Source organism: Deltaproteobacteria bacterium (assembly GCA_016709225.1).
GTDB lineage: Bacteria > Myxococcota_A > Polyangia > Nannocystales > Nannocystaceae > Xiheibacterium > Xiheibacterium phototrophicum.
The window spans coordinates 2,326,263-2,345,752 of sequence record JADJEE010000012.1; the positions used below are offsets into that span (position 1 = coordinate 2,326,263).

17 protein-coding genes are annotated in these 19,490 nt (G+C 70.0%); 6 read left to right on the top strand and 11 right to left on the bottom strand.

Annotated features, from left to right (window positions below):
- Positions 1–185 precede the first annotated feature (185 nt).
- Positions 186–983 carry a hypothetical protein gene (locus tag IPH07_34640; GenBank protein MBK6922579.1) on the top strand — a complete coding sequence of 266 codons (798 nt, stop codon included), beginning with the start codon at positions 186–188 and terminating at the stop codon, positions 981–983.
- A gap of 56 nt (positions 984–1,039) precedes the next feature.
- On the opposite strand, the gene IPH07_34645 is transcribed toward IPH07_34640, so the two are convergent.
- From IPH07_34645 to IPH07_34685, 9 genes are all read right to left on the bottom strand, one after another.
- Positions 1,040–1,537, bottom strand: coding sequence for a hypothetical protein (locus IPH07_34645; protein ID MBK6922580.1), 498 nt, complete (start codon positions 1,535–1,537; stop codon positions 1,040–1,042).
- 3 nt (positions 1,538–1,540) lie between these two features.
- Entirely contained in the window at positions 1,541–2,098 is a 558-nt protein-coding gene (locus IPH07_34650; protein MBK6922581.1) for a sigma-70 family RNA polymerase sigma factor, read from the bottom strand.
- A 101-nt stretch (positions 2,099–2,199) separates the two neighbouring features.
- Positions 2,200–2,640: a peptide-methionine (R)-S-oxide reductase MsrB gene (gene msrB, locus IPH07_34655; protein ID MBK6922582.1), complete on the bottom strand. Its 441-nt coding sequence runs from the start codon at positions 2,638–2,640 to the stop codon at positions 2,200–2,202.
- Positions 2,641–2,683: 43 nt separating this feature from the next.
- Positions 2,684–3,397 carry a class I SAM-dependent methyltransferase gene (locus IPH07_34660; protein MBK6922583.1) on the bottom strand — a complete coding sequence of 238 codons (714 nt, stop codon included), beginning with the start codon at positions 3,395–3,397 and terminating at the stop codon, positions 2,684–2,686.
- Between the two features lie 201 nt (positions 3,398–3,598).
- Positions 3,599–3,769: a hypothetical protein gene (locus tag IPH07_34665; GenBank protein MBK6922584.1), complete on the bottom strand. Its 171-nt coding sequence runs from the start codon at positions 3,767–3,769 to the stop codon at positions 3,599–3,601.
- 30 nt (positions 3,770–3,799) lie between these two features.
- Positions 3,800–4,387, bottom strand: a complete 588-nt coding sequence (locus IPH07_34670) for a sigma-70 family RNA polymerase sigma factor (protein ID MBK6922585.1) — start codon at positions 4,385–4,387, stop codon at positions 3,800–3,802.
- Between the two features lie 103 nt (positions 4,388–4,490).
- Positions 4,491–5,696: a hypothetical protein gene (locus IPH07_34675; GenBank protein ID MBK6922586.1), complete on the bottom strand. Its 1,206-nt coding sequence runs from the start codon at positions 5,694–5,696 to the stop codon at positions 4,491–4,493.
- Positions 5,693–6,328, bottom strand: coding sequence for a DTW domain-containing protein (locus IPH07_34680; protein MBK6922587.1), 636 nt, complete (start codon positions 6,326–6,328; stop codon positions 5,693–5,695). The genes IPH07_34675 and IPH07_34680 overlap by 4 nt, the downstream gene beginning before the upstream one ends.
- A 67-nt stretch (positions 6,329–6,395) precedes the next feature.
- On the bottom strand, positions 6,396–7,796 hold the full coding sequence (locus tag IPH07_34685; GenBank protein ID MBK6922588.1) for a hypothetical protein: 1,401 nt from the start codon (positions 7,794–7,796) through the stop codon (positions 6,396–6,398).
- A gap of 416 nt (positions 7,797–8,212) precedes the next feature.
- On the opposite strand from IPH07_34685, the gene IPH07_34690 reads away from it, so the two are divergent.
- The 3 genes from IPH07_34690 (at position 8,213) to IPH07_34700 (ending at position 12,199) form a co-directional block, all read left to right on the top strand.
- Positions 8,213–9,649 carry a PAS domain S-box protein gene (locus tag IPH07_34690; protein ID MBK6922589.1) on the top strand — a complete coding sequence of 479 codons (1,437 nt, stop codon included), beginning with the start codon at positions 8,213–8,215 and terminating at the stop codon, positions 9,647–9,649.
- Complete coding sequence (locus tag IPH07_34695) at positions 9,646–10,065, top strand: response regulator (GenBank protein ID MBK6922590.1); 420 nt, start codon at positions 9,646–9,648, stop codon at positions 10,063–10,065. Before IPH07_34690 ends, IPH07_34695 begins: the two co-directional genes overlap by 4 nt.
- 241 nt (positions 10,066–10,306) lie before the next feature.
- Positions 10,307–12,199, top strand: a complete 1,893-nt coding sequence (locus IPH07_34700) for a response regulator (GenBank protein MBK6922591.1) — start codon at positions 10,307–10,309, stop codon at positions 12,197–12,199.
- A gap of 61 nt (positions 12,200–12,260) precedes the next feature.
- Here IPH07_34700 and IPH07_34705 read toward each other — a convergent pair whose 3' ends face one another.
- Both IPH07_34705 and IPH07_34710 read right to left on the bottom strand, forming a co-directional pair.
- Positions 12,261–13,064 (bottom strand): hypothetical protein, encoded by an 804-nt coding sequence (locus IPH07_34705; protein MBK6922592.1) that lies wholly within the window; start codon positions 13,062–13,064, stop codon positions 12,261–12,263.
- Positions 13,064–14,377 carry a radical SAM protein gene (locus IPH07_34710; GenBank protein MBK6922593.1) on the bottom strand — a complete coding sequence of 438 codons (1,314 nt, stop codon included), beginning with the start codon at positions 14,375–14,377 and terminating at the stop codon, positions 13,064–13,066. Before IPH07_34710 ends, IPH07_34705 begins: the two co-directional genes overlap by 1 nt.
- A 503-nt stretch (positions 14,378–14,880) precedes the next feature.
- On the opposite strand from IPH07_34710, the gene IPH07_34715 reads away from it, so the two are divergent.
- Both IPH07_34715 and IPH07_34720 read left to right on the top strand, forming a co-directional pair.
- Positions 14,881–17,178, top strand: a complete 2,298-nt coding sequence (locus IPH07_34715; protein MBK6922594.1) for a membrane dipeptidase — start codon at positions 14,881–14,883, stop codon at positions 17,176–17,178.
- Positions 17,179–17,583: 405 nt separating this feature from the next.
- Complete coding sequence (locus IPH07_34720) at positions 17,584–19,464, top strand: DNA/RNA non-specific endonuclease (GenBank protein MBK6922595.1); 1,881 nt, start codon at positions 17,584–17,586, stop codon at positions 19,462–19,464.
- Positions 19,465–19,490 lie beyond the last annotated feature (26 nt).

A 19,490-nucleotide genomic window follows, 5' to 3' on the forward strand; every position in this document is an offset into this window, starting at 1 on the left:
GTCGGGCCGCACCGGCTCGGGCGATGGTTAAACCGGAGGGCAGGTGGGGGAACGTACCGTCCGTGAGGCGTTCGTCGACTCCGTGGCTCTTGCTCGTTGCCTGCAATTCGACCGGGGTCGGCCCCGTGGCGCTGAAGGAGCAGCCCAGCGGCACGACGGTGCGCGCCGTGAAGGTGAGCGGCAGGATGTCGACGATCCTTGGCCTCACATCATCGACCGAGACCATCACGAGCGACATCCCGAAGGACAGCGCGTCGGGCGTGTTCGAGGTGCGCGTCGAAGAGACACCACCCGAGATCCTGCAGATCGCCACCACGGCGACATGCCGCGTCGGCGATTTCACCATCGCCCAACCCTTGACGTGGAACGGCAGCATCGGCCACACCCCCGTCGGCGAGAGTCGCGAGTTCTCGGCGCAGTACCTGCCCTCCGCCGCCGCACCGGGGTTGCCCAGCGCCTGCGAGTTCTCCGCGTTCGCCGGCAGCATGCGTCCGGGCCCGAGCGTCGACATCACGCCGGTTCGGCTCGCGACCGCGTGCTGGCAGCCCGATGCGATCGTCGAGGGCTCGTGTCCGGCCGAGCGACTGCCGCGCACCGCGATCGACGAGCGCCTGCCGGCGTCGATCCCCGCGCTCGTCTCGAGCGGCGCGCGCATTCACGGCAGCGGCTACGCGGTACCGTTCTACTTCGTCGTCACGGCCAACACGAACCAGCTCGAACGCGCGAGCGTGAACGCCAGGATCTCGTGCATCGTCGACGGCAAGGTGATCGAAGCCTCGGCGGACGCGCTCACACAGATCGATCACCTCGCCGCCGGCGAATCGGTCCACGGACACGGCATTTCGTTCGCCCGCGCGCCGCTGCCGGCCAGACCCGAGTGGTGCACCGTCGAGTTCGAGCACACGTCGGCCGACGCTCCACGCGTGTCCATCGCGAGCTGGTGCATCCGCGACGGACACGCGACGGCTGGCGCATGCGCGTAGCGACGTGGGACGACGATCCGTTCGGCGACGCCGGCGACGGCGACATGTTCGTCTCGTCACTTGGCGGTCTGAATCGAGCCGTCGGGACCGACCGCGAGGTTCGGATCATCGCAGGCACAGGGCGCCCGCGTGCACGCGAGCACGCAGGCCGCCTGGGCGTCCGTCATCTCGCTGCGTACGGGCGAGTCGCCGCCCGCCGGCGGGCTCCCATCGGGCTGCGAGGCGTTCTTCTGGTAGCCGGGCCAGTCGTACAGCGGCAGCTCCTCCTCGTGCTTCGGTCGCGCGTCGGGGTCGGCCACGCTCAGCTCGTACATCGGGCAGTGGGCCCACGACACGGTGACCAGCCCGACCGCGAGCGCGCCGAGCACCATCACGCGCAGCCACTGCCGCACGAACGGGCCGAACTCGCGGCGCGGTCGCCAGGTGCCCTGGTCGGCCTCGGCCTCGAGCCGCGCGAGGAAGCGGCGGTGGGCCCCGTCGACGTCGCTCGAGTGTCGATCGAGCGCCGACTTGGCGCGGGAGATCAGCTCGGCTCGTGATTCATCGGCGTTCACGGCTCACACTCTTCCTTCTCGCGCGCGCAGCTTGGCGACCGCAGCATCGAAGCGATCGCGACCCAGGCGGAGACGCGAATACACGGTGTTGACGGAGATCTCGAGCAGCGTCGCGACCTCGGGTGCCGACAACGCCTCGAACTCCATCAGCACGAAGACCTCGCGCAGCTTGCTCGACATCCCATCCATCGCCCGCAGCGCGAGCGCCAGGGCCTCGTTGTTGGCGACGTCACGCTCGGGATCGTCGGCGGCCGCCGGCAGGGCATCGACGAGCTCGGGCCGTCGCACGCGGCGGCGGTTGCGGGCGACGCCGCGGGCGATGCCATACAGCCACGCCCGCGCCGGCCGCGAGGGGTCGAAGTCGGCGCGGCGGCGGTGCGCGATCACGAACACCTCCTGCGTCACGTCGTCGGCGTCGATCGGCGGCACACCGAGCCCGACCAGGGCCCGCAGCACGAACGGGTAGTGCTCGCGGAACGCCGAGGCGACGTCCAGCTCGCCGCTGCCGACCACGACGAGCGCCGCCGGGGCCGGCGCGGCCGGCGGGTCGTAGGCGCTCATCAGGCACGATTCTGCCACGACCTGGATTTGTCGCGGCCGCGCCCGATCCGTCAGTGGCGTCGGCAGTGGCGTCGGCAGTGGCGTCGGCAGTGGCCCTGGTTTCAGGCCCCAGGCGCCGTCGCGGGCACGAAGGCCAGCGCCACCGAGTTGATGCAGAAGCGCAGGCCCGTCGGCCGCGGCCCATCGGGGAACACGTGCCCGAGGTGGCAGTCGCAGCGCTGGCAGCGGATCTCGGTGCGCACCATGCCGTGGCTGGTGTCGCGGATCGACTTCACGTGCTCGGGGTCGAAGGGCTGAAAGAAGCTGGGCCAGCCAGTGCCGGACTCGAACTTGTTCTGCGAGCGGAACAGCGGCAGTCCGCACAGGCGGCACACGTAGACGCCGTCCTGCTTGTTGTCGAGCAGGCCACCGCAGAACGGGCGCTCGGTACCGTGGTCGATCATCACGCGGCGCTCGTCGGGCGTCAGACCCGCCGCCAGCGTCTCGCGCTCGTCGGCCGAGAGGGGAGTGACATCGTGACCGGTGGAGGATCGCTGCGCCATCTTGCGGCGCCAAGCCTGACACGGCCCCGCGGGCGCGGCAAAGCTACGCGACGCGACGCGCGTAGACCTCGAACGAGGTGCCGAGTCCGACGCGGTCCATCCACGTCGCCGGCAAGGCCGCGGCGTGACCGAGCACCTGCGAGAGCGCGACCGCAGGAGCCGAGCCACCCAGTGCGTGGCGTCGCAGCGCACGGGCCAGCGTCTGCGGCCCGAGGTTGGAGAAGCTGGTCCACCGCACCGGCTCGAGGCCGACCCGCCGCAGCAGCGTACGCAGCCCCTCGCGCGTGAAGAGGGCGAGGTGATCGGGCGGCGTGATCATCGGGAAGCGGCGACCCATCAGTCGCGCCGGCATGCCCGACATGCTCGGAGTCGACAGCGCAACGATGCCCGCAGGTTCGAGCCACTGCACCATCGTGCGCAGCGCCGCGTGAGGATCGGGGAGGTGCTCGATCACCTCCCACAGCGCGAGCGCCTGCCATGGTCGCGGCGGCTCGTATTGCTCGAGCCAGGTGGTGTGCACGACGTGCCCGCGCGCACGCGCAGCCGCGGCGGTGCGGGCCGGATCGACGCCCTCGATCTCGAGCCCGATGGCCTTGGCCGCGTCGAGGAAGTGACCGGGCCCGCAGCCGACCTCGATCACGCGATGGGCTCCGAGCTCGGCGACCACACGGGCGCGCGCGTCGGCCTCCGCCCGCATGCGCACGGCGGCGTCCTGCGCGGTCTCGTGGTAGTCGGGCTGCAGGTACGTCGCCTGCACGATGTCACGGGGGGGCAGCGGCGCGACGAAGAGCGTCCCGCAGTCGCGGCAACGCACGAGCGGGTGCCCGGCGACCTCGAAGGCCCACTGCGATCGTGCGCACGCGCAGGCCGGACACGGACGCAAACCCTCTGCCACGCGCGCGCTCACCGTCGACGGCGACGATAGCAGAGCGCGCGCGCGGCCGTCAGCTCGTGGATCTCAGCAGTCGCACGGGCACGGGCAATCGTCGCAGTCGCAGAGGTCGCCGCACGGGCAAGGGCTCGCTGCATCGGCGCCGACGACGGGTGCCGTGGCGCCGGGTGCGACGGCGCAGCCGCAGCCGCAGCCCGCGAGGTTGGTGGTGGTGGGGGTGGTGTTGCTGTCGTTCATGTCCCTGCCGACGCGCGCACCGACCCGGCATTACGACGGTGGCAGTGGATGATCGCAGCTGCAGTCGCCACAGCCACCATCGGCACAGCTGCCGCAGCACTGCGCGAGCGCGCGGCGCAGGCGTTCGCGCGCACGGAACAGGCGCACGCCGGCCGCGTTCGGCGTGATGCCGACCTCGGCCGCGACGTCCTTCACCGCGGCGCCTTCGAGGTCGACGCGGCGCAGCACCGTGGCTTGATCGTGGGGCAGCGCATGCGCGAGCGTCAGCAGACAGCTGCAGATCTCGGCGCGCTCGTCGGGTGCTGGCTCGGGCGCGCGCTCGAGCGCCCGCGCCAGCTCGTCGAGCCTGCGCGCGAAGGTGTCGTCGCGCCGGCGGTGATCGATCACCGCGTTGCGCAGCATCCGGTAGAACCACGCCACCACCGACTCGTGATCCCGCAGCTGATCGATGCGCTCGAGCGAGCGCACGAACGCCGTCTGCAGGAGATCCTCGGCCAGCGCCGGGTCGTGCACGCGGCGCTGCACGAACCCGAGGAACGCGCGCCAGCTCGGCAGCAGCGCGTCGATCGGCGAGGACTCGGGTTGATCGTGCATCGTGGGGCGGATCTCGTGGTTCATCGTAGCCTCCCAGGTCGGCGGTGCCAGCACCGCGCACGCGCGGCGTAGCGCGCCCGGTCGTACGCCGACGTGCGGCGCTGCGGCGTATTACCGCGCCGGGCGGTCACGCCGCGCGCGGTGACCAGCGCCACCACGCACCGAGCTGCACCGCCTCGGCCAGCGCCAGCGCCAGCGGCGACGCCACCGGCCCCCACAACAGCGCGCCGCCGCCCAGCGCCGCGGCGCGCAGCCCCAGGCCCACGAGGTCCCAGGACACGAGGCCGCCGGGGTCGCGTGCGACGCGGAGCTGACGGCCGATGGTGTTGGCCAGTCGCAGCGCAGCGAAGGGGGCCGACGCGAGCACGAGCAGATCGATGCGGTCGGCGACCTGCCAGCCGGCCGCGCGATCGATGATCGCGGCGCTCGGCGGCCACGCCAGCACGCCGGCCATCGCGACCACGCCGACGCCGGCGACGACGCCCCCCAGCAGCGCCCAGCGACGCAGGCTCGCGACCTCGGCGAGCCCCGCCACACCACCGACGCGCAGCGCGAGGATGGTCGCGCCCGCGGTCGGCACCGCGAGGATCGCGTTGACGAAGAAGTAGCCGTAGCTGAGCAACGCGAAGTCACCATCGCCTAGCACGTACAGGGACATCATCGAGTCGACCAGGCCGAGGTTCACGTAGACCAGCGTGTCGAGATAGAGCGCGAAGCCAGGCGCACGCGCCTTCGGCATCGCGCTGCCCGGCGCATCGTCGCTGCCGCGTCGCAGCGCCGACGGCAGCAGCACCAGCGCGGCCAGCAACAGGCCGCCGGCGAGCCCACCGATCGCGCCGCGGGCCAACGAGCCGCCGCTGCCCGCGACCCACAGCGTGCCGACCACCGTGCCCAGCGGCGGCAGCCAGTCGACCATCACGCCCAGCCGCTCGTGACCGTGGCGCTCCGAGAGCGCCCGCACTGCGCCGCCGTACGCCGCGATCACGACGCACAGCGCGAACACCAGGCTCTCGATCGACCACCACGCCGGCCGCGGGATCACGATCGCGAGGCTCGCGGTCGCAGCAAAGGCGACCGCGCTGCAGCTGGCCAGGCCGGTGCGCGCCAGCGCGGCCCCCGAGGGCCCCGGCGGCAGCGGGATCCACCGCGCCCGCAGCAAGGCGAGCGTGAAGCTGCGGGTCGCGTTCACCACCACCACGCCGCGGAAGAACAGGTCGGCGCCCTCGGTGGCCTGCAGCTGCCGTGCAATCACCAGCTCGCGGACCATGCCGAGCAGCAGCGTCGCGGCCGACAGCGCGGCCATCCATGCGAAGGTCCGCCGCGCCGCGCTCACGTGCCCCACTCGGCCGGCACGTCGGGCGACGACAGCTTGCCCTTGATGTGCAGCAGCGTCGCGGTCACGCGGGCGAAGGCTTCGCGCACCGGCGCCGCGATCGCCTCGCCGTCGACCAGCGACAACACCCGCAGCGCGGCCTCGAAGGTCGACATGCCGCGGGGGTCGTGCTGCGTGCGCACGGTCCAGAACGACGGCGGCCCCGGCGGCAACGCCACACACGGCAGCTCGCGCACGAGCGGTGCACGTCGCGACATCCGCGAGCACTGATGCCAGGTGCCGTCGAGCAGCACGATGCCGCGGGGCCGGCTCGCGAGCTGGCCACCGCTTGGGGCAACGTCGAGCTCGGGTGCGCCTTCGCGGGGGAACAGCACCGACCAGTCGATGGCGTCGTCGGCGATGGGCCCGGGGTCGAACGCGGGCTCGCGCATGCCGTAGGGCACGATCGTGACGCCCTCGACCATGCGCTCGAAGAGTCGTGCGGTGTTGGTCGGCTTGGGCGCCTCGCGGGCGTGCTGCACGATCGCGAAGCGCACGCTCGAGCGCACCCGCGGGAACGTGGCGCACAGGCAGGTCTCGGGCGTCAGGCTGCACCCCCGGCAACGGGGCTTCATGCGGCTGCGAGCGCTCACGGGGCCCGCACGATAGCACCGACCGCCGCCGACGGTCGCAGGGCGCCGACGTGACCGGCAGGCTGCTTCAGAGCGCGTAGATCTCGACGTCGTCGACCCAGACGCTCTCGATGCCGGCCCAGTTGTACAGATCGACCGCGAAGCTGCCGGTTGCGTCCTGCAGCTCGGGGGTCGTGTCGAGGATGTCGATGAACCAGTCGGTGGGCTCGGGGTCGGTCGCGAGCCACACCTTGCCGCGCAGCTGCGTGCCGCCCGGCAGCTGCAGGACTTGGTAGCGCATGCGGTACACCGTGCCCGGCTGCAGGCCGCCGGGGATCGGATCGAAGCTCGCCGACGACAGCGTCTCGATGCCCGCGACCTCGTGCCAGATGCCGAGCGACTGCAGATAGAAGCCCTCGAGGAACAGCGCGTAGCCCTGCCCGGGCGGATCGGTTTGGTCGAGCGAGCCGCCGTTCTGCCGCGCGTAGAGCCCGAAGCCCTGCGAGTTCCAGTCGGTGAACTCGATCGACGCGTACATCTCGGCGTCGCGCAGATCGAAGCCCGGCAGCACGATGCGTGCGGTCCCACCGGTGATGCCCGACAGCTCGCCACGACCGTTCTGGATCGTCGCCGACAGCACGTTGTCGCCGACGATCATCCACGGCGACGGCCATGGATCGCCGTCGTTGCCGTCGAATGACTCGGTGAAGATCGGCAGCTCGCCCATCATGCCGCCGCTGGTGCCGCCGTCGCTCGAGCTGCCGCCGCCCTCGGTGAGCCCGACGGTGTCGATGCCTCCGCTCGTGGCCATGCCGCCGTCGCTGCCAGCGCTCGTGCCCGTGACGACGTCGCCGCTCGTGCCCGTGACGACATCGCCACTCGTGCCCGTGACGACGTCGCCGCTCGTGCCCGTGACGACATCGCCACTCGTGCCCGTGACGACGTCGCCACTCGTGCCCGTGACGACATCGCCACTCGTGCCCGTGACGACGTCGCCGCTCGTGCCCGTGACGACGTCGCCACTCGTGCCCGTGACGACGTCGCCACTCGTGCCCGTGACGACGTCGCCACTCGTGCCCGTGACGACGTCGCCACTCGTGCCCGTCGCGACGTCGCCGCTCGTGCCCGTCGCGGTGCCGTCACCGCGGGAGGTCGTGTCGCTGCCCGAGCCGGCGCTGGTGTTGCCCTCGGTCGTGCCGCTGCCCTCGCCCCCGGTGCTGCTGCCCTCGCTGGCGCTGGTCGTGCTCGCGCCGTGGGTCTCGGACCCGGTGGTGTCCGCGGCCGTGGTGCCAGGCCCGGTGGTGCCAGGCCCGGTGGTGCCAGGCCCGGTGGTGCCAGGCCCGGTGGTCGAACCGGTGCCACCCGAGCTGTCGACACTGCCGGTCGACGCGCTCGCGGAGCTCGCGTCACCACCGCTGCTCGAGCCGGTGATCGATGGATCCTCGGTGACGTCCCCCGTGCAGGCCCCAGTGACCCACAGGGACGCCACGGCGATCGCTCGATACCAAGGTGCGTTCATGACCATGTCGCGATGCGCCTCCCTGCGCACGTCATTGCGGCCAGGGTATCACGGTCGGCAGGCCATTCGGCCACTCGGCACCGCCGCACCCGCAAGCGTTTGGATTGCACGTCGATGTCACCGCGCGGTGTCGCGCGGGTCCTGACGGGGCGACGCGAATGCCGACATGGCGGCGCGTCGATCGAAGTGGACAGGAGTTCCCCGATACGACGCGAGGCGGAGCTCCACATCGCCGTCGATCGCCGCGTCATCGCCCAGCGACCGCTCCGCCCGATCGAGTCGATCGAGTCGATCTTCGTCGACCTTGGTCGCATCATCCGAGCGCACGCTCGGAAGGTGCATCGTGATACACCGAAGATGGGCGACAACGCTTCGCCGATGTCGAGATGCCGACCTATCGCTTGATCGTCGAGGTCTCCCCGAACGCGATGCTGCTGGTCGACCGCGACCGTCGCATCGAGATGGTCAACCGCAGCGCCGAGCAGCTGTTCGGCTACTCGCGCGCGGAGCTGCTGGGGCAGGCGGTCGAGATGCTGATCCCGGAGCACCTCCGCGACGCCCACGCGGCCCACGTCCACGGGTTCTACGGGGCGCCGCAGTCCCGCGCGATGGGAGCCGGGCGCGATCTGCATGGTCTGCGCAAGGACGGCACGCAGGTACCGATCGAGATCGGGCTCGACCCGATCGAGACCCCGGAAGGGCTGTTCATGTTGGCGTCGATCATCGACATCACCGAGCGCAAGCGGGCCGATCGGGCCTTCCGCGCGGTGGTCGAGGCCTCGCCCAGCGCCATGCTGATGGTCGATGCGAGCGGCACGATCCGCCTGGTCAATCGTGGCATCGAGGAGCTGTTCGGCTACCCCCGCGAGGAGCTCATCGGTCGTGCGGTCGACGTGCTGCTGCCCGACGACGTTCGCGCGCGGCATCCCGAGCTCGTGGCGAGCTACTTCGCCACGCCGGAGTCGCGGCCCATGGGCGCAGGACGCGAGCTGTTCGGTCGTCGCAAGGACGGCAGCGTGGTCCCGATCGAGATCGGCCTGAGTCCGATCGACATCGAGGCCGGGCAGTTCACGCTCGCCGCGATCCACGACATCACCGAGCGCGCGCGTCGGGACCAGGAGCTGCGCAGGAGCAACGCCGACCTCGAGCGCTTCGCGTACATCGCCTCGCATGACCTGCAAGAGCCTCTGCGCATGGTCGCCAACTACACCGAGCTGCTCGGCCAGCGCTACCGCGGGCAGCTCGACGACAGGGCCGACAAGTACATCCACTACGCCACCGACGGTGCCAAGCGGATGCAGCAGCTGATCCGCGATCTGCTCGCGTACTCGCGCGTGGGTGCCGAGGGGAAGCCGATGGTCGCCGTCGAGGTCGGCACCGTGATGGAGCGCGTGCGGCGGAGCCTGGGCCCGACGATCCTCGAGCACGAGGCGACGCTGAAGGTCGGGCCACTACCCACCGTGCGGGCGGACCCGAGCCAGCTCGAGCAGCTGCTGCAGAACCTCGTCGCCAACGCGATCAAGTTCCACGACGACGCACCCCCGGTGGTCGAGGTCAGCGCTGCGCTCGAGCGCGGCCGGTGGTGCTTCGCCGTGCGCGACAACGGCATCGGCATCGACGCCGAGTACGCCACCCGCATCTTCGAGATGTTCCAACGCCTGCACGAGCGCGGACGCTACGAGGGCAGTGGTATCGGGCTCGCGATCGCCAAGCGCATCGTCGAGCGACACGGCGGTGAGCTGTGGTTCACCTCGACGCCCGGGATCGGCACGACGTTCTTCTTCACCCTCCAACCCACGTCGGGATCGCCCTCATCGCCATGAAGCCAGCCCGCATTCTGCTCGTCGAGGACAACCCCGGCGATCTCGAGCTCACGATCGACGCGTTGGCCGACAGCGACCTCGTGCTCGACGTCTCGTCCGCCATCGACGGTGCAGACGCACTCAACCTCCTTCGCCGACTCGTCGCCTCCGGCGAGGGCTTGCCCGATCTGGTCGTGCTCGATCTCAACCTCCCGAAGCTCGACGGGCGCGAGGTACTCGCGGCGATCCGTTCGACGCCCGAGCTGCGCACGCTGCCAGTGGTCGTGCTCTCCTCCTCGGACGCCGAACGTGATGTGCTCGAGAGCTACGCCGCCGGCGCCAACTGCTACGTCACCAAGCCGGTGGATCTCGCGGGCTTCCAGAGTGCTGTGCGTTCGATCGGCGGTTTCTGGTTGAGCGTCGTCCGACTACCGTGATCCGCTTCAGGGAAATCCTGGTGGTCGCTCGCTCGGGGTCGCCCTGGCCGCGGTGAGCGTGCTGGTCGTCACCTACGTCGCGCGATCCGTGGCATCCTGAAGGCGCGCCGCTCGCGTTGCACGGTCGCGGATGAACAAACACTGCCCCGAAGGGATGCGGGGAGCGAAGCAACGAGGTCGACGAAGTTCGTCGGAGCAGGCGCCCACTTCGTCGTGCCCAGGTTCTGCGCACGAGGCCACGATGCCAGGAGAGAAGACCCGAATCCTGCTGGTCGAGGACAACCCGGGTGATGCCGATCTCACCATCGAGCGACTGCACGAGGCCGGTGTCGCAGAGTTCGAGATCCGCTGCGTCTCGACCCTGCGCGAGACCATGCGCGCGCTCGCAGCCGAGCCCACCGATGCGGTGATCCTCGACCTCGACCTGCCCGACTCGCGGGGCATCGAGACCGTGTCTCGAGTGGTCGCGGCCGCTGGAACGGCGCCGGTGGTGGTGGTCTCGGGCTCGATCGACGAGAACCTGCATCGCGTCGCCCAGTCGGCCGGCGCGCACGACACGTACAGCAAGGACGAGATCCAGAGCCGACTGTTCCCACGCAGCCTGCTGCACGTGGTCGAGCGTCACCACGCCCGCGAGCGCCAGATGCAGATCGAGGCCCTGCTCGACACGACGCCCGACGCCATCCTGGTCTCCAACCGCGAGGGCATCGTGCGCTACGTGAACGAGGCGGCGTTGGGCCTGTTCTGCCGTCGCCGCGAGGACTTCATCGGCGAGCCGCTCGGCTTCTCCGTGCACGATGGCGAGTCGACCGAGATCCGCGTCGATACCGCTGGCGGCACGAAGTCGTGTGAGCTGCGCGTGGTTGCGTTCCAGTGGCAAGGTGAAGCGGCGTTCGTGGCGGTGATCCGCGACGTCACCCAGCGGAAGTACCTCGAGGCCCAGCTGCTCATGAACGATCGCCTGGTCTCGATGGGTACGCTCGCCGCCGGCGTTGCACACGAGATCAACAACCCGCTGGCGGCGGTGGTTGCCAACGTGACGGTTGCGATCGAGGAACTCTCGCACCTCATGCTGCGCCGCGACGTGATCGACGGCGTCATGGATGCCCTCCGCGACACCCGCGACGCCGCCGAGCAGATCCGTCAGATCGTGCGCGACCTGAAGGTCTACTCGCGCGCCGAGCCCGATGAGACCAGCTCGACCGCCTTCGAGGTCCACCACATGCTCGACGCGGTCGCACGTCTGGCGTGGCATGAGGTTCGGCAGCGCGCCCGCCTGGTCAAGGACTACGGCGGCAAGTTGGTGGTGGTCGGCAACGAGTCGCGCATGAGCCAGGTCTTCCTCAACCTCGTGATCAACGCCGCGCAGGCGATCCCGGCGGGTGCCCCGGAATTCCACGAGATCCGCATCCGCACCGCACGCGAAGGCGACGGCCGGGTCGTCGTCGAGGTTCGTGACACCGGCGCAGGCATTCCGCTCGAGGTGCGTCCGCGCCTGTTCACGCCGTTCGTCACGACCAAGCCGATCGGCTCGGGCACCGGCTTGGGCCTGGCGATCTGCCAGCGCATCGTCACCGCCGCGGGCGGAAGGATCGACTACGAGAGTCAGCTCGGGGTCGGCACGTCGTTCTTCGTACGCCTGCAGGCCGTCGACGACGCGGCGGCGAGGGCCGCCGACGTCGAGGGCCGCGGTCACGACGATGGCCCACCGCCGGCCGCGGCGCTGCGCCCCACGAAGCGCGGCCGCGTGCTCGCGATCGACGACGAGGCGTTGGTGCTCACGACCCTCGAGCGCGCGCTCGGTCGCGTGCACGAGGTCGTCTGCGAGAGCCGTGCAACCAACGCGCTGGCGCGGATCGAGGCCGGCGAGCGCTTCGACGTCATCCTGTGCGACATCATGATGCCCGAGATGACCGGGATCGAGTTCGCGACCGCGCTCGAGATCTCGGTGCCGGAGCAGGCGCAGCGCATCGTCTTCGTCACCGGCGGCGCCCTGCAGGCCGACGCGCAGAACTTCCTCGAACAGACCGAGTACATCCGCATCGAGAAGCCGTTCGATCTGTCGATGCTGCGAGCAGTGATGCAGCGGTTCTTGGCCGTTGGATTCGGCGACCAGGTCGTTGGCGACGCGTGAGCCGCGAGGCGCCGGGCCACAGAGGTCGCGGGTGAACGCCTTCGCGTTCGCACTTTGGGCGTCAGCCGTCGCCCGCGGCGTCGGGCAGGCAGTACGCCGTGTCGCCGACCGGCGTGCAGACGTCGGTACCGTCGCACGACGGCACCTCGAGATCGCAGCTCGGCGCGCAGACGGCGACGACCATGGGCTCGATCACCGCGCAGGTCCCCGTGCCCGCGCACTCGGGCTCGGAGCTACTGCCGCGGCACTGCTCGACACACACGCCCGTCGACGCCTCGGCGTCGAGCACCCAACAGAAGGCACCGAACGCACAGTCGTCGACGCCGCTTTGCGGCTGGCCCTCGACGTGACACGGCTCGCCGATGTCGCTGGCGTCGGGCTGCACGGGGCTGCAGCGCGCCCGGTTCCAGGTGTCGCCGCCGTCGTTCGCCCACGGCTGGCACTTCTCGTCCGCGGGGCAATCCTGCGCGAACACGTCGCACTCCACCAACGCGCCACCGAGATCCGGTGCGCCATAGATGAAGCCACCCGCGGTCATGTCGGTGTCGAGCTCGGAGGTCGACGAGTCGACGCCGCTGTCCGAGAGCGTGGAGGCCGAGCCCTCGGTCGCCGTCGGCGCGCTCGTGCTCGACATGCCCTGCGTCGCATCGCCAGCCGAGGTCTCCGTGCCGGCGGAATCGCCCCCCGAGTCGCCGCCCTGCGGTTCTCCGCAGGCGAACAACATCGTCGAGATCGCCACCACCGCGATCGCCGGTGCAGAGGCCACGACGACGCGGCCCACCGGTGCACGACAGAACGGACACACCAACTCGCGCATCGCCACGTGCCGCCGACACCCACCACACCGCTGCATGATCTCACCCATCACGTTGCCATCCCTTCGAGTCCATCCTCGGAGACACCGAGTTCGATTGTGTGACCCGGCCCCGAAGGGTCGCGGTCGCGTCCGGTGCGGGGCTCATCGATCTGCACCGGCCCGGCGGCCCGCAGCGCCGGATCGGTGTGCTCGCGAATCAAGCGGAAGAGGCCGTGCGCGAAGGCCTCTGGGCCCGCCGCCGCAACCTGTTCGACGCGCTCGCGCAGCCCCATGCGGTCGAGCTCGAGCGCGCGATGATGACAGTAGGGGTTGTTGCCGGGGCGCCCGAGCAACGGCTCGCTGGTCGCCGTGCAGCCGGCCATGCAAGTCGAGGCGTAGTAGCACTCGCGGCAGTAGCCCCACAGGTCGTCGAGCGTGCGGCGCTCCACGTAACGCATCGGCTCCGCGCCTTCCCACAGCGCGCGCAGCCCGTGCTCGCGCCAGCTGCCCCCGGTGTTGGTCGGCCCGCCCAGGCTCGGACAGCTCTTGATCGCGCCGTCGGCTTCGATGCCGATGCCGGTGAGGCCGGCCTGACAGCCACGATAGTGGGCGCCCTGGTTCTGCGACTGGCGCAGCTCGTGCTCGACCGGGCCGAAGTAGCCGAGGTTGTTGCCCGGCCAGATCCGGATGCCGCGTGCGCGTGCGCGCGGGATCATCTCGTCGAGCATCGCGAAGACCTCGAGCAGGTCGTAGGGCTGCAGCAACAGCTCGGGGTGATCCGCTGCGTTGCCGTGCGGCATCGTCAAGAACATCTGCCACGCGCGCACCCCCGCGTCGGCGAGCAGCTCGGCGAGCGCGGGCAGATCGTGGCGGCTCTTGGCGTTGATCTGGCTGTTCGCCCCCGTCGAGATGCCCGCGGCCTGGGCATGGCGGAGCGCCGCAAAGGCGCGGCGCCATCCGCCGGGCGTGCCGCGCAGCGCGTCGTGGCTGGCTTCGAGCCCGTCGATCGACACCGACACGAACTGCAGACCAGCCTCGACCAGCGCGTCCGCACGGGCGCGAGTGAGATTGAGCCCACCGGTGACCATCGATGCCTTCATGCCGGCCTGCCGAATCGCCCGGATCACGAGCAACACGTCGGCACGCAGGTAGGCCTCGCCGCCGATCAGGTCGACCTCACCGACACCGAGCTGGGCGAGCTCTTCGACGAGCTTCAACGCCTCGTCGGTGGTGAGCTCGTCGGGTCGAGCACGACCCGCGCGTGGCCCACACGCGACGCACTTCTGATCGCACGCGAGCGTGAACTCCCAGACCGCGAGCTTCGGCGTCGGTCGCTCGCCCGGCGCCAGCGGTCGAGCCCAACGCGTACCCGAACGCGGCAACGATGCGACGATGGGAAGCCGACGCCGCATCTGCTCGAACCCCATCGATGACGATGGTGAACGCGCCACCGGGATCACGCAAGCGTTTTGTTCGCTAAGTTGGCAAAGCTTGAGTTGGTTCGCAGTCCGCCGCGAACTTTCGAAAAGTTCATGCGATAGGCCTCACAAAGTCGGAGATCTTTTTGCGGATCGGCAGGCGACGCGGCCGGTCTATCCGTCCCGCGGCAGCGGGGGTCTGCCATCGGCCCTCGCAAGCTCGCGCCCGCGCATCGGGACCGACGGTGCGATCGCGAACGCGGGCCCGATGAACTCGACCGACCCGCGAAGCTGTGGTGTCGCCGTGGGGGCAGCGACCTCGCGCGCTCGCGAGGATGCGTGCACGCGAGGATCACATCGTGCCGTACGAGCAGTTCACCTTCGCTTGTGTCCGCGCGGACACAAGCGAAGGCGCACGTGCGGATCGCGGCACCGACGGACGAGCGCTGATAACCTCGGCGACGCTGATGCTCGGATCTCGCGCCGCCATTCTCCTCGTCGCGTTCTCCTTCGGCTGCCACTCCGACGGCGGCGGCACGGCCGTCGGCGACAGCACCGGCACCACCGCGGCGGGATCGACCTCCACCACCGCGGGCAGCAGCGACGCCGCCAGCGACAGCGGCGGCGGCACGCCCATCGATCCCGAGTCGCTCGGCCACAGCTGCGTGGTCGTGCGGGGCGGTGACACCTGGCTCGCGCGCAGCGGCGATGCGTTCGGCTTCTCCGCGACCGCGGCCGCCGACGCCACATCATTCCGCCTGCAGCCGTCGGACCTCGCGACCTACCTGCTCTACGACGCCGAGCGCGGCTACCTCGTGGCCGAGGACGGCCCCTTGCTGCGCCAGACCCAGCTCGAGTCGGACCTCACGCGGGTCGATGACGATTACGTCTCGGGCGCCGAGTGGATCGTCGAACCCGCCGCCGGTGCGACCGTGCACCTGCGCAACCGTCGAACCGATCGCCTGCTCGGCGCGAGCGGACTGGTCGACGACGAGGCCAGCGCGCTGGCGATTGCGCTCGATGCCGGCGACGGCTGCACCGACCACCCCGAGCTCACGCTCGACGCCACCGGCACCCCCACCAAGACCACCTTCGACGACGGCACCGTCTACGGCATCGTCGACACGCACTCGCACATCCTCTCGAACTTCGGCTTCGGCGGCGGCGGCATCTTCCACGGCGCGCCGTTCCACCGCTTGGGCATCGAGCATGCGCTCGCCGACTGTGCGCCATTCCACGGCGAGAACGGTCGCAAGGACTTCTTCGGCTACGCGTTCGACTCGGCGGGCGCCGACGGTGCCGACATCGCCTCGGTCATCCCCGATCTGATCGCCGGCTCGCTCTCGGTCGACGCCCACGCCACCGCCGGCTACCCCACGTTCACCGAGTGGCCCAGCGCGCCGACCCGGTCGACCCATCAGATGCAGTACTACAAGTGGCTCGAGCGCGCATGGCTGGGCGGGCTTCGGCTGGTCGTGCAGCACGCCACCACCAACTCGGCGATCTGCCACATGATCGCCGGCCAGGGCCTGCAGCCGGTGCGCTACTCGTGCGAAGACATGGTCGCCGTCGATCGCATCATCGACGAGACCTACGCGCTCGAGCGCTACATCGACGCGCAATCCGGCGGCAGCGGCAAGGGCTGGTTCCGCGTGGTCACGACCCCCGCCGACGCTCGCGAGGTGATCGCCGCCGGCAAGCTCGCCGTGGTGCTCGGCATCGAGACCTCGGATCTGTTCGACTGCCGGCTGGTGCCGCGCGAGGGCGGCCCGACCTGCGACGCCGACTTCCTGCGCGCACAGCTCGACGCCTACCGCGACCGCGGCGTGCGGGCGGTGTTCCCCGTGCACAAGTACGACAACGCGTTCGGCCCCGGCGATGGCGACCGCGCGTTCATCGAGCTCGGCAACTTCTTCAACTCCGGTCACTGGTCGAACTTCACGCAGGAGTGCCCGGCGGAGCGCCCGGCTCGCTTCGACAACGGTGACGTGCAGTTCGGCGGCCTCAACATGCCGCGCGAGCAGTTCGATGCGCCGCCGCCGAACGACTTCAGCAACTTCCCGGGCGCACCGCTGGCGACCGCCCTGCCCTACATCAACGCGATCTCGGCGCCTGCGCTGGTCGGCGACTACTGCCAGAACGCGAGCATGACGACGCTCGGCGAGACGCTCATGCGCGAGATGATGCTGCGCGGGATGATCATCGAGATCGATCACTTGCCGCAGTGGTCGTACCAGCGGGCCTTCGAGCTGCTCGAGGAGAACGACTACCCCGCGGTCGGCTCGCACGGCGGCACCTACGACGGCCGGCTCTACGAGCTCGGCGGCGTGTCGAAGACCGGCCTCGGCGAGTGCCGCGAAGACACCCCCGGCGCGATGACGCAGCGCCTGCGCGATCGCATCGAAGAGATCGTCGCGCATGGTGGCTATCCCGCCGAGGGCTTCGGCTTCGACCTCAACGGCTTCGCCGGCGCGCCCGGTGGGCGCTTCGAGGCCGGCGCCTGCGCGACGGCACAGGCCGATCCCGTCACCTACCCGTTCACGTCCTTCGCCGGCGACGTCGAGTTCACGCAGCCGATGCTCGGCGAGCGCGTCGTCGACTACGCCAACGAGGGCTTCGTACACATTGGGATGCTGCCCGAGATGCTCGAGGACGCCCGCCGCGACGCCACCTCCGACGACGACCTCGAGCCGCTGTTCCACTCCGCCGAGGGCTACCTCCGCATGTGGGAGCGGGCCGAGCAGCGCGCGGGCGAGCTGCAGTGAGCGACGCTGAGGCCGTCGCCCGCCGGGACATGACCGCCCGCGTCGGCGCAAAGCCAGCGCGGGGACCCACCTTCCCGACCGCCGATCGCGTGCGGGCGACTTGCGCCTAAACGATGGTTTGATCGCGAGGATCTGGTTTGTGGCCGAGCGGCCATCGACGCATGCGAGCCGCCGGAGATCGACGCTGCCCACGTCGTCGAGCATCGACCTCACGCGCGCACGCTACCATCGTCAACGCGCGGCGAGGTTTGCCCGCGCTCGGGACCCGCTCCGATCCACTGCGGGCATCACCAGGGGGTAGCGATGAGACCGATCGTTCCGACCGAAGCTCGCCTGTCCACGACCCAACCCGCTGCGAGGATCGCCACGATCCCGCGCCCGAGCCCCAACTCGCGACTGCGAGTGATGCTCGCCACCGACAAGGAGATGGCAGAGTCGCTGAAGAACCTGTCCGCGTTGCCGCGCGGCGAGGGCTTCGGCGTCACACCAGACACTGCGCGCGCGCTCGTGATCGCGACGCCGCGACCGGGCACCCGCACCGACGAAGGCGTGGAGCCGCCGGGCGGCTTCGTCGCCGAGGCGATCGTGCTCGACCACGCGCGGCCGTCATTGCTCGTTCGCAACGGCCGCATCTCACTGCCGACCTCGGCGCTGTGGCGCCAACGACTGCAGCCGCACTCCTTCGAACTCGAGCAGAGCGTTGCCGCGGTGGGCCGCATCGAGCTGCTCAACCACGACTCGCTCGACTGGATCGGCACCGGCTGGGCAGTCGGTGACCGCGCCATCGTCACCAATCGACACGTCGCGCTGCACTTCGCGCGCAAGAAGGGACGCGGCTTCGCCTTCGTGACCAACGCGCGTGGCAAGACCATCGGCGCGCGCGTCGACTTCCGCGAAGAGCACCGCACTCGCAAGGTCAACGAGGTCGGGGTGGAGAAGATCCTGTGGATCACCGCCGACAGCAGCAAGCAGCCCGATCTCGCACTGCTGTGGCTATCGAACTCCGCCCATCTCCCCGACCCGATCCCGCTGTCGACCCGCAAGCCGAAGAAGGGCGCCTACGTCGGCGTGGTCGGCTACCCGGCCCGCGACAGCCGCAACGACTCCGATCTGATGTCGGAGATCTTCGGCGACATCTACGGCGTCAAGCGCTTCGCGCCTGGCATGGTCACCTCGGTCTCGAAGGGCTTCTGGTTCGGACACGACGCGTCGACCCTGGGCGGCAACTCGGGCTCGCTGGTGCTCGACCTCGAGTCGGGCAAGGCTTTCGGCGTGCACTTCGGCGGCAAATTCCACGAGGAGAACTACGCCGTGAAGGCCGACACGCTCAAGCGCCTGATGAGTCGCGCGAAGGTGTCGAGCAAGGCCAAGGCGCCCACGGTCGAGGAGGAGGCCGTCAAGGACAGGCCGCGCGAGGCCTCGTGGTTCGAGGATGGGCGCGAAGGCTACGATCCGAAGTTTCTCGGCAACACCGCTGCGCATCGTGTGCCGCTGCCGCGGCTCGGCAAGTGGGCGAGCAAGGTCGTGAAGCGAACCGGCGCGCGCGGGGCCAACGCTCACGTCCTGCCGTACACCCACTTCTCGGTCGTGCTGTGCCGCACCCGCAAGCTGCCGCTGTACGCCGCCGTGAACATCGACGGCAACGAGCTCTTCAAGATCGTGCGCAAGGCCGACCGCTGGTACTTCGACCCGCGCGTCCCGCTCAAGTACCAGACCGGCAACGAGGCCTACAGCAACAACGCATTCGATCGCGGCCACATGGTCCGGCGGCAGGATCCCGTGTGGGGCACGCGCGCGACCGCGACCGTGGCCAATGGCGACACGTTCCACTACACCAACGCCGCGCCGCAGCACGATTCGATGAACCAGGAGACATGGTTGTCGCTCGAGGACTACGTGCTCGAGAATGCGGCCGCCTACGGCCTGCGGGTCACCGTCTTCAACGGCCCGGTCTTCGCCGACGACGACCCCAAGTACCGCAATATCCGCCTACCGCAGCGCTTCTGGAAGATCGCGGTGCTCGTCGACGAAGATACCGACCGCCTCTCGGCCACCGGCTACCTGCTCACGCAGGTCGACGAGGTTGCCGACACCACCGACGAGTTCGTCTACGGCCAGCACCGCACCTACCAGGTGCCCATCGCCCACATCGAGAATCTCACCGGTCTCGGCTTCGGCAAGCTCGCTGAGCACGATCCGCTGCGCGACGTCGAGATCGTCGAAGGTCGCGAGCAGGCGACGATGCGCCCGATCGAGCGCGGCGAAGACATCGTGTTCTCGCGGTGAGAACCAGCAACGCCCCGCGTCTACAC

Excerpts from the sequence above, each read along its gene's own strand:
- IPH07_34640 (MBK6922579.1), top strand. The coding sequence starts at position 186 with ATGTCGACGATCCTTGGCCTCACATCATCGACCGAGACCATCACGAGC.
- IPH07_34650 (MBK6922581.1), bottom strand. The coding sequence starts at position 2,098 with ATGAGCGCCTACGACCCGCCGGCCGCGCCGGCCCCGGCGGCGCTCGTC.
- msrB (MBK6922582.1), bottom strand. The coding sequence starts at position 2,640 with ATGGCGCAGCGATCCTCCACCGGTCACGATGTCACTCCCCTCTCGGCC.
- IPH07_34665 (MBK6922584.1), bottom strand. The coding sequence starts at position 3,769 with ATGAACGACAGCAACACCACCCCCACCACCACCAACCTCGCGGGCTGC.
- IPH07_34670 (MBK6922585.1), bottom strand. The coding sequence starts at position 4,387 with ATGAACCACGAGATCCGCCCCACGATGCACGATCAACCCGAGTCCTCG.
- IPH07_34690 (MBK6922589.1), top strand. The coding sequence starts at position 8,213 with ATGCCGACCTATCGCTTGATCGTCGAGGTCTCCCCGAACGCGATGCTG.
- IPH07_34695 (MBK6922590.1), top strand. The coding sequence starts at position 9,646 with ATGAAGCCAGCCCGCATTCTGCTCGTCGAGGACAACCCCGGCGATCTC.
- IPH07_34700 (MBK6922591.1), top strand. The coding sequence starts at position 10,307 with ATGCCAGGAGAGAAGACCCGAATCCTGCTGGTCGAGGACAACCCGGGT.
- IPH07_34705 (MBK6922592.1), bottom strand. The coding sequence starts at position 13,064 with ATGGGTGAGATCATGCAGCGGTGTGGTGGGTGTCGGCGGCACGTGGCG.
- IPH07_34715 (MBK6922594.1), top strand. The coding sequence starts at position 14,881 with ATGCTCGGATCTCGCGCCGCCATTCTCCTCGTCGCGTTCTCCTTCGGC.
- IPH07_34720 (MBK6922595.1), top strand. The coding sequence starts at position 17,584 with ATGCTCGCCACCGACAAGGAGATGGCAGAGTCGCTGAAGAACCTGTCC.